This window comes from Marilutibacter maris (assembly GCF_006546735.2).
In the GTDB taxonomy this organism is placed as follows: Bacteria; Pseudomonadota; Gammaproteobacteria; order Xanthomonadales; family Xanthomonadaceae; genus Marilutibacter; species Marilutibacter maris.
In genome coordinates this window covers 1-7,955 of the sequence record NZ_VICD02000090.1, presented here as the reverse complement: position 1 = coordinate 7,955, position 7,955 = coordinate 1, and the positions used below count along the sequence as shown (strand labels likewise).

Genomic DNA, 7,955 nt, shown 5'->3' with positions numbered 1-7,955 from the left:
GGCGGCAACCGCTATCCTGCCGGGGTCGTGTAGGAGCGGCGTAAGCCGCGATCGGGCCTTCCCGCGAAAGCCTCATCGCGGCTCACGCCGCACCTGCGCCTGACAGCCTCACCGACACCGCCATCCCGACACGGAGCCTCCGATCCCGCATGTCCCGATACGTCGTCTACATCGCCTGCCTGATCCTCACCGTGGCTTCGCTGATCGCCTGGTACTGGCTGCCGGGCTGGGGCTGGGCGGCGTTGTTGTTCGCCGCCCTGTCGGCGCTGGGCAGTTGGGACCTGCTGCAGAAGACCAGCACGTTGCGGCGCAACTATCCGGTCCTGGCCCACTTCCGCTACGGGCTGGAGTCGATCGGCCCGGAGATGCGCCAGTACTTCATCCAGTCCGACACCGACGAGGTGCCGTTCTCGCGCCAGCAACGGGCCCTGGTCTACCAGCGCGCCAAGTCGGTCAGCGATGTGCGCCCGTTCGGCAGCCTGCAGGACATCTACGCGGTCGACTACGAGTGGATCAACCACTCGATGAACCCGATCGCGCACGGTTCGCACGATTTCCGCGTCGTGGTCGGCCAGAACACCGCCCAGCCGTATGCGGTCAGCGTGTTCAACATCTCGGCGATGAGCTTCGGTTCGCTGTCGGCCAACGCGATCCGTGCGCTCAACCACGGCGCCAGGCTGGGCGGGTTCTATCACGATACCGGCGAGGGCTCGATCTCCAGCTACCATCGCGAGCATGGCGGCGACCTGGTCTGGGAGATCGGCTCGGGCTACTTCGGTTGCCGCAATCCCGACGGCAGCTTCAGCGAGGAGCGCTTCGTCGAGAACGCCCGCGACCCGCAGGTCAAGATGATCGAGGTCAAGCTCTCGCAGGGGGCCAAGCCCGGCCATGGCGGCATGTTGCCCGGCGCCAAGGTGACCGCCGAGATCGCCGCCGCGCGCGGTGTGGAGGTCGGCAAGGACTGCATTTCGCCGGCCCGCCACAGTGCGTTCGATTCGCCGAAGTCATTGCTGGCCTTCGTCGCGCGCCTGCGCGAGCTGTCGGGCGGCAAGCCGACCGGCTTCAAGCTGGCGGTCGGCCATCCCTGGGAGTGGTTCGGCATCGCCAAGGCGATGCACGAGACCGGCGTGCTGCCGGACTTCATCGTCGTCGACGGCGCCGAGGGTGGCACCGGCGCGGCGCCGGCGGAGTTCATCGACCACGTCGGCCTGCCCATGCACGAGGCGCTGATGCTGGTGCACAACACCCTGGTCGGATTGAACCTGCGCGACCGCGTGCGGATCGGCGCCGCCGGTCGCATCACCAGCGCCTTCGACCTGGCCCGGACCCTGGCGATGGGCGCGGACTGGTGCAACTCCGCGCGCGGCTTCATGTTTGCGCTGGGCTGCATCCAGTCGTTGAGTTGCCACACCGACCGTTGCCCGACCGGCATCGCGACCCAGGACCCATCGCGCTGGCGCCATCTCGACGCCGCCGACAAGGCGGTGCGGGTGGCCGGATTCCAGCAGAACACGCTGAAGGCGCTGCGCGACATCCTGTGCGCGGCGGGGCTGAGCGATCCGGGCCAGGTCGGCCCCGAGCACATCCTGCGCCGGGTGTCGCCGATCGAGGTGCGCTCGCTGGCCGCGCTGCACCGTTTCCTCAGGCCCGGCGAACTGCTCGAACGGCTGCCCGAGCACGCGGTATTCCGCGATTTCTGGGCCGACGCCAGCAGCGAATCCTTCGCGGCGCCGACCAAGGTCGAGGCGATGCGCCGCGACAAGTCGCAGTAGCGTTCCCATCGCGGCTCACGCCGCTCCTACGACTCAGGGGCGTTTGTGCCGTAGGAGCTGCGTGAGCTGCGACCGAGGCCTTCCCGATAAAGCCTCATCGCGGCTTACGCCGCCCCCTACGCGAAGGTGCGGCGTGAGCGAAACGGAGGGTGGGGCGTCAGTCCAGCAGTTCCAGTACCCGCTCCGGTGGGCGTCCGATCACCGCGCGCTTGCCGACGACCAGGATCGGCCGTTCGATCAGCCGCGGGTGCGCATGCATCGCGGCGATCAGCGCGGCCTCGTCCAGCGTCGGGTCGTCCAGACCCAGGTCCTTGTACTCGGCCTCGCCCTTGCGCAGCAATGCGCGCGCATCCACGCCCAGCCGAGCCAGCAGGGTGCGCAGTTCCTCGACCGACGGCGGCTGCTCCAGGTAGGCGACGATGCGTGGCTCCATGCCGCGCTCGTTCAGCAGCGCCAGCGCGCCGCGCGACTTCGAGCAGCGCGGATTGTGATAGAGCGTGGGCGTGGCCGAGGGCATGGGCGTCTCCGGTGGCGTGGGCGCCTTGGGCCGGACTCGACCGGGCAGGCGGCGCAGGGGATGAGGCAAAGAAAAAGGGCCGGCATGATGCCGGCCCTTCGCTGTTGGTGGGCGGTGCAGGGATCGAACCTGCGACCCTTGCCGTGTGAAGGCAATGCTCTACCGCTGAGCTAACCGCCCGTGCTCAGGGCCGTGAACGAGTCAGGCGTCTGGCGTGGGCCGCGCAGTTTACTGGCAGCGGCGACGACAGGCAAGAGCCCGTGACGCATTCAGCCGCCCGCGGCGTTCATTCGAGCTGGTCGGCGGCCCAGGCCGCGTCCAGCGCCTCCATCGCGTCCAGCGGCTTGAGCTTGGCGGCCTTCTCGTAGGCATCGGCGACAGCGTCCTCCTCGCGATCGCCGTGCAGCAGCAACAGCAGGTTGCCGTACTCGATGTGGGCGATCGGCGATTGCGGGGTCAGCTTCAACGCGGCCTTGATGTGCTTCTCGGCCTCGGAAGCCTTGGCGCCGTAGGTCAGGCCGCCGATCATCGCACCGACCTTGCCGATGATCTCGGCGTGGTACAGCGCCATCGCGGTATGCGCCTCGGCGTGCTTGGGGGCCAGTTCCAGCGCCGCGTCGAGGGCGTCGCGGACCTTGCCGGCGATGCCGGCCTTCAGCGCCTTGGCGATGCTCAGACCCTGGCTGTAGCGGCCCAGTGCGAAGGCGTGGCGGTAGTGGCTGTTGGCGTCGTCGGGCAGGGCGGCGACCGCGGCCTCGGCCAGCTTGGCCGCCTGCTCGTAGCGCTTGAGCCGCTCGCCGTCGTCCTCGACCAGGTAGGTCGCGTGGATGCCCAGGGCCTTGATCGCGACCGAGGCGCCGACCGGGCCGAGCGCGTTGCCGAGGTCGAAGGCCTGTTTGAAGTCGCCGCGATGGAAGGCGCGCCAGGCCTCCTGCAGCTCGGCGGCGAGGGCGTCGGCGTCGAGCTTCTTGGGCGCGGCCTTGCCGGCGGCGGCGATCAGCGCGGCCGCGCGTTTGGCGTCGGGATAGGGCTCCTGGTCGCCGGCGTGCAGCTTGGGCCAGGCCTTCTTCAGCGTATCGCCGGCGTAGGCGAAGGACTTGGCGTCGTGGGGAAAGGGGGCCCAGGAGGACTTGCTGGCGGCCATGGCGTTTCCTTGCGTTGGACGGGTGCGAGACAGCCCGGTCGTCGGGGGGCCGGGTGCCGGGAAAGGGGCGAATGCGGGGCGGAGCGGCTCAGGTCATGTAGGCGCTGGTCAGGTGGTTCAGGTGCAGGCGCTCGGCGTCGCGCAGGAACGGCGCCACCAGCATCATCACCTGGACGATGCCGTCGCGGATCGCGGCGTGCTCGTCCTTGTCGCCGCGCGCGGCGGCGTAGTTGAGCCAGAAGGTGGCGATCACCAGCACGTTGGTGGCGGTCGCCGCCAGTTCGCTGCTGGAGGCGCGCATCACCCCGGCCTGCAACAGGCCGCGCATCACCGCGTGCGCGCGCTCGTCGGCGCGGCGCAGGATCCGCGCGAAGCGCAACCGCAGGCGGCGGTTGCGGCTGAGGATCTCGACCAGGTCGCGGTGCAGGAAACGGAAGTCCCAGATGCACTCGAACACCTGGTGCAGCTGCAGCCAGATGTCCTCCAGTCCCGGCAACCGGCCCTCGGGCATCGCCAGCGCCTGGTCCATGCGCTCCTCGAAGCGCGCGAACAGCTGCTCGATGATGTCGTCCTTGTTGCGGAAGTGGTAGTACAGGTTGCCCGGGCTGATCTCCAGCTCGTCGGCGATGTGGTTGGTGGTGACGTTCGGCTCGCCCTGCGCGTTGAACATCGCGAGGCTGGCATCGAGGATGCGCTGGCGCGTGTGCCTGGCCATTCGCTCGGGCGGCGGCCTCAGGCCCGCAGCTTGCCGACCAGGTCGACGTATTTGCGCATCGCGTCTTCCTTGGAGGTGCCGGCCAGCTTGGCCCAGGCCTCGTACTTGGCGGTGCCGACGAAGTCGAAGAACCCCGGCTTGGGACCGCTGACGTCGCCTTCGCTGCCCTGCTTGAACAGCGCGTACAGGCGCAACAGGGTGTCGTTGTCGGGGCGTTCGGACAGGTCTTTCACGTCCTTGGAGGCCTGTTCGAAGTCGCGTTGAAGGTCCGTCATCGCTGCTGGTTCCGGCATTGGAAGTCGATCGAATCACATCACGCAGCGGGGGAGGGGTCAATACGGGAGGGAATTGTGCTGCCTGCGGGCCTCTGGCACCGTAGTCGCGAGGCGGCCGCATCCGCGCGGCCGGAGGGTTGGGGGAGAGAGGAGTCATGGATTACTTCGTCACGGGCGCGACCGGTTTCATCGGCCGGTTCCTGGTCAGCAACCTGCTCAAGCGCAAGGGCACGGTCCACGTGCTGGTGCGCAGGCAGTCGCGCAAGAAGCTCGACGAGATCGGTCGCAGAATGGGCTGGGACATGAAGCGGGTGGTCGTGGTGCAGGGCGACATGGGCAAGCCCGGCTGCGGGATCAGCGCGGCCCAGCGCAAGGCATTGACCGGCAAGGTCCGGCACTTCTTCCACCTGGCCGCGATCTACGACCTCACCGCCAGTCCGGAGGCGCAGCGCGAGGCCAACGTCGAGGGCACCCGGCATGCGCTGGACCTGGCCGCGGCGATCAAGGCCGGCTGTTTCCACCACACCAGTTCGATCGCCGCCGCGGGCCTGTATCCGGGCGTGTTCCGCGAGGACATGTTCGATGAGGCCGAGGGCCTGGACGATCCCTATCTGCGCACCAAGCACGAGTCGGAGGGGCTGGTGCGCGCCGACAAGCGGGTCAAGTGGCGGATCTACCGCCCCGGCATCGTCGTCGGCCACTCGAAGACCGGCGAGATCGACAAGATCGACGGCCCGTACTACTTCTTCACCCTGCTCAAGAAGATGCGGCAGATGCTGCCGCCGTGGGTGCCGACGCTGGGCGTGGAGGGCGGCCGCATCAACATGGTGCCGGTCGACTTCGTCGCCGATGCGATGGACCACATCGCCCACAAGCCCAAGCTCGACGGCCACTGCTTCCACCTGACCGACCCCGAGCCGCAGCGGGTCGGCGAGGTGCTGAACCTGTTCGCCCGTGCCGGTCACGCGCCGGAAATGACCATGCGCATCGATGCGCGGATGTTCGCCTTCGTGCCGGGCAGCGTGAGGATGGCGGTCGGCAGCCTGCCGCCGGTGCGGCGCTTCGTCGGCATGCTGCTGCGCGACTTCAGGATCCCCAAGCAGGCGCTGAAATTCGTCACCTATCCGACCCGCTTCGACAACCGCGACGCCGAGCGTGCGCTCAAGGGCAGCGGCATCGCGGTGCCGCGCCTGGAGGACTACGCGTGGCGGCTGTGGGACTACTGGGAGCGGCAGCTCGATCCGGACCTGTTCATCGACCGCACGCTGAAGGGCAAGGTGCGCAACAAGGTGGTGGTGATCACCGGCGGTTCCTCGGGCATCGGCCTGGCCACGGCGCAACGGGTGGCCGAGGCCGGCGCGGTCACCGTCATCGTCGCGCGCGGCGAGGAGGAGTTGTTCAAGGCCCGCGACGCGATGAAGGCGGCCGGCGGCAAGGTGTTCGCGTACACCGCCGACCTGTCCGACATGGCCGACTGCGACCGCCTGGTCCGGCAGGTGCTGGACGAGCACGGCCACGTCGACATCCTGGTCAACAATGCCGGCCGTTCGATCCGGCGCTCGATCGAACTCAGCTACGACCGCTTCCACGACTTCGAGCGGACCATGCAGCTGAACTACTTCGGCTCGCTGCGCCTGATCATGGGCTTCATGCCGAAGATGACCGAGAAGCGCAGGGGCCACATCATCAACATCAGCTCGATCGGAGTGTTGGCGAACTCGCCGCGCTTCTCCGCCTACGTCGCCTCGAAAGCGGCGCTGGACGCCTTCAGCCGTTGCGCCCAGGGCGAGCTGTCGGGCAAGGGTATCGCCTTCACCACGATCAACATGCCGCTGGTGAAGACGCCGATGATCGCGCCGACCAAGATGTACGACAGCGTGCCGACGCTGACGCCGGAAGAAGCCGCCGACCTGGTGGTGAAGGGCATCATCGAACGTCCGAGCCGGATCGCGACCCGGCTCGGGATCTTCGCGGCGGTGATCAACGCGCTGGCGCCGAAGGCCTACGAGGTGGTGATGAACACCGCCTTCGAACTGTTCCCGGACTCGGCGGCGGCGAAGGGCGGCGACGGCGCCGGCAGCGTGCAACCGAGCAACGAGCAGATCGCGTTCGCTTCGCTGATGCGCGGCGTGCACTGGTAGCGGGCCGCCCGGGCGACGCGGGTGCCGCGTCGCCCGCGTGGGCTGTCCGCGCTGACGGCGGCGGGTGGGAACGCGCCTGCCGCCGCCCGTTTCAGGCGTCCGTCCGGGGCGCGCTCAGTAGTTGCGGCACTGCATGAAGCGCACCCGTGCGTCGCTGCCCTCGGGAGGCTGCAGTTGCAGTCGTGATGCCCGCAGTGCCTCGTAGTTCTCCAGGATCGCGCAGATCGAACCGGTGAACGCCGGGCCGTCGGCGACACTGCCGTCCATCACGACCAGCAGGGTCGAGCGGGTCGACCACGAGACCTGCTTGATGCCGGCGAGCTGGCGGACCCGTTCGACGACCTTCCGGCGTTGCTGGGTCTCGTCGAGGCCGCTGTCCGGCGGGGCCGAGGCGGCGACAGCGGCCGGGGCCGCCGGAGCGTCCTGGGCGGCGGTGGCCGCCGTCGGGGCATCGGAATCCTGCTTGCCGGCCGCGGGCGTCGCGGTACTCGCAGCCGTGCTTGGCGCCGACACGCCGGCGTCCTCACCTTCGCTGTTGGAGTCGGCGCCATTGGAGGTCGCAAATGCGACCGCGCCGCCCAGCAGCAGGGCCACGACCCAGGCCAGTACCAGTTCGCGGATATTGCGGCGTTGTGCGTATTCGCCCAGCTCGCGGCGCAGTCCGGCCGGAAGCAGGGGTTCGACCAGGGCCCAGACCGCCTGTCCGTCCATCAGCTCCATGCCGCGACTGCTGGCCTGGGCGTCCTTCTGGATCGTACCGAGGGTGGCGACGATGCCGCCGGAGGCGCCGGCGAAACGCACCGCGTCGGCCAGGCTGGCGACATGGCTGGCGTCGATGCGGTAGTTCAGGCCCTGCTTGCAGCTCAGCAGCCAGCTCTCGCCATTGCGGGTCAGCTTCAGGTCGGCGGTCTGTCCGCCCTTGGGCGAGGACTCGAGCCGGTCGGCCTCGAAGCCCTGGGCCTGCAGCGCCTCGACCACGAAGCCGGAGAACTCGCGCCAGCGCATGCCGGCCAGAGCGGCCAGGCCACGGCCGATCTCGTGATTGCGGCGACGTACCCGCCACAGGTAGATGGTCAGCGGAGCGCCGATCGCGACGGCGACCCCGAGCATGGTCATGACGGCTGAAACCGTGAGCATCCTGTCCTCGACTGCAATGTTGATGCGATCGCGCGCGCGAAGCGCGGCGACTATACGCGTTGCCGGCGCCGAAGTCAGTGCGCTGGGTCCGCAAACAGCCTGTACGGAAGCAGCCTGTACGGAAGCAGTCGGTATGGAAGCAGTCGACCCGGGAGCGGCCGGCTAGCTGTGTAAACCCAGTACGTTGTTCAGCGGCAGCCGGCTGATGGGTGGCTTGTGGCCCAAACTGGCGTGCGGGCGGTGCCAGTTGTAGT

Annotated in this window: 7 protein-coding genes and 1 tRNA gene; 2 read left to right on the top strand and 6 right to left on the bottom strand. The window is 68.6% G+C overall.

All coding sequences use genetic code 11. From position 1 onward, the window contains the following. Positions 1-149: 149 nt before the first annotated feature. Positions 150-1,772 carry an FMN-binding glutamate synthase family protein gene (locus FKV24_RS06455; RefSeq protein WP_141481801.1) on the top strand — a complete coding sequence of 541 codons (1,623 nt, stop codon included), beginning with the start codon at positions 150-152 and terminating at the stop codon, positions 1,770-1,772. Between the two features lie 157 nt (positions 1,773-1,929). On the opposite strand, the gene arsC is transcribed toward FKV24_RS06455, so the two are convergent. The 5 genes from arsC to FKV24_RS06430 all read right to left on the bottom strand — a co-directional run bounded on the left by arsC (position 1,930) and on the right by FKV24_RS06430 (position 4,423). After that, positions 1,930-2,289 carry an arsenate reductase (glutaredoxin) gene (gene arsC / locus FKV24_RS06450; protein ID WP_141481800.1) on the bottom strand — a complete coding sequence of 120 codons (360 nt, stop codon included), beginning with the start codon at positions 2,287-2,289 and terminating at the stop codon, positions 1,930-1,932. Between the two features lie 105 nt (positions 2,290-2,394). Continuing rightward, positions 2,395-2,469: transfer RNA gene (locus FKV24_RS06445), tRNA-Val, on the bottom strand. 106 nt (positions 2,470-2,575) lie between these two features. Then, on the bottom strand, positions 2,576-3,433 hold the full coding sequence (locus FKV24_RS06440; RefSeq protein WP_141481799.1) for a tetratricopeptide repeat protein: 858 nt from the start codon (positions 3,431-3,433) through the stop codon (positions 2,576-2,578). 88 nt (positions 3,434-3,521) lie between these two features. Continuing rightward, positions 3,522-4,148, bottom strand: a complete 627-nt coding sequence (locus FKV24_RS06435) for a TetR/AcrR family transcriptional regulator (protein WP_111266503.1) — start codon at positions 4,146-4,148, stop codon at positions 3,522-3,524. A gap of 17 nt (positions 4,149-4,165) precedes the next feature. Next, complete coding sequence (locus FKV24_RS06430; RefSeq protein WP_111266502.1) at positions 4,166-4,423, bottom strand: acyl-CoA-binding protein; 258 nt, start codon at positions 4,421-4,423, stop codon at positions 4,166-4,168. A gap of 155 nt (positions 4,424-4,578) precedes the next feature. Between FKV24_RS06430 and FKV24_RS06425 the strand changes: the two genes are divergently transcribed. Then, positions 4,579-6,564, top strand: a complete 1,986-nt coding sequence (locus FKV24_RS06425; RefSeq protein ID WP_141481798.1) for an SDR family oxidoreductase — start codon at positions 4,579-4,581, stop codon at positions 6,562-6,564. Positions 6,565-6,678: 114 nt separating this feature from the next. Here the strand turns inward: FKV24_RS06425 and FKV24_RS06420 are convergent, their stop codons facing one another. Then, the gene (locus FKV24_RS06420) at positions 6,679-7,680 is read right to left on the bottom strand and encodes a restriction endonuclease (RefSeq protein WP_170288233.1); all 1,002 of its coding nucleotides are present in this window, start codon (positions 7,678-7,680) and stop codon (positions 6,679-6,681) included. Positions 7,681-7,955 lie beyond the last annotated feature (275 nt).

What these genes read in the sequence shown, in the direction of transcription:
- FKV24_RS06425 (WP_141481798.1), top strand. Translation starts at nt 4,579, where the DNA reads ATGGATTACTTCGTCACGGGCGCGACCGGTTTCATCGGCCGGTTCCTG.
- arsC (WP_141481800.1), bottom strand. Translation starts at nt 2,289, where the DNA reads ATGCCCTCGGCCACGCCCACGCTCTATCACAATCCGCGCTGCTCGAAG.
- FKV24_RS06455 (WP_141481801.1), top strand. Translation starts at nt 150, where the DNA reads ATGTCCCGATACGTCGTCTACATCGCCTGCCTGATCCTCACCGTGGCT.
- FKV24_RS06430 (WP_111266502.1), bottom strand. Translation starts at nt 4,423, where the DNA reads ATGACGGACCTTCAACGCGACTTCGAACAGGCCTCCAAGGACGTGAAA.
- FKV24_RS06440 (WP_141481799.1), bottom strand. Translation starts at nt 3,433, where the DNA reads ATGGCCGCCAGCAAGTCCTCCTGGGCCCCCTTTCCCCACGACGCCAAG.
- FKV24_RS06435 (WP_111266503.1), bottom strand. Translation starts at nt 4,148, where the DNA reads ATGGCCAGGCACACGCGCCAGCGCATCCTCGATGCCAGCCTCGCGATG.
- FKV24_RS06420 (WP_170288233.1), bottom strand. Translation starts at nt 7,680, where the DNA reads ATGACCATGCTCGGGGTCGCCGTCGCGATCGGCGCTCCGCTGACCATC.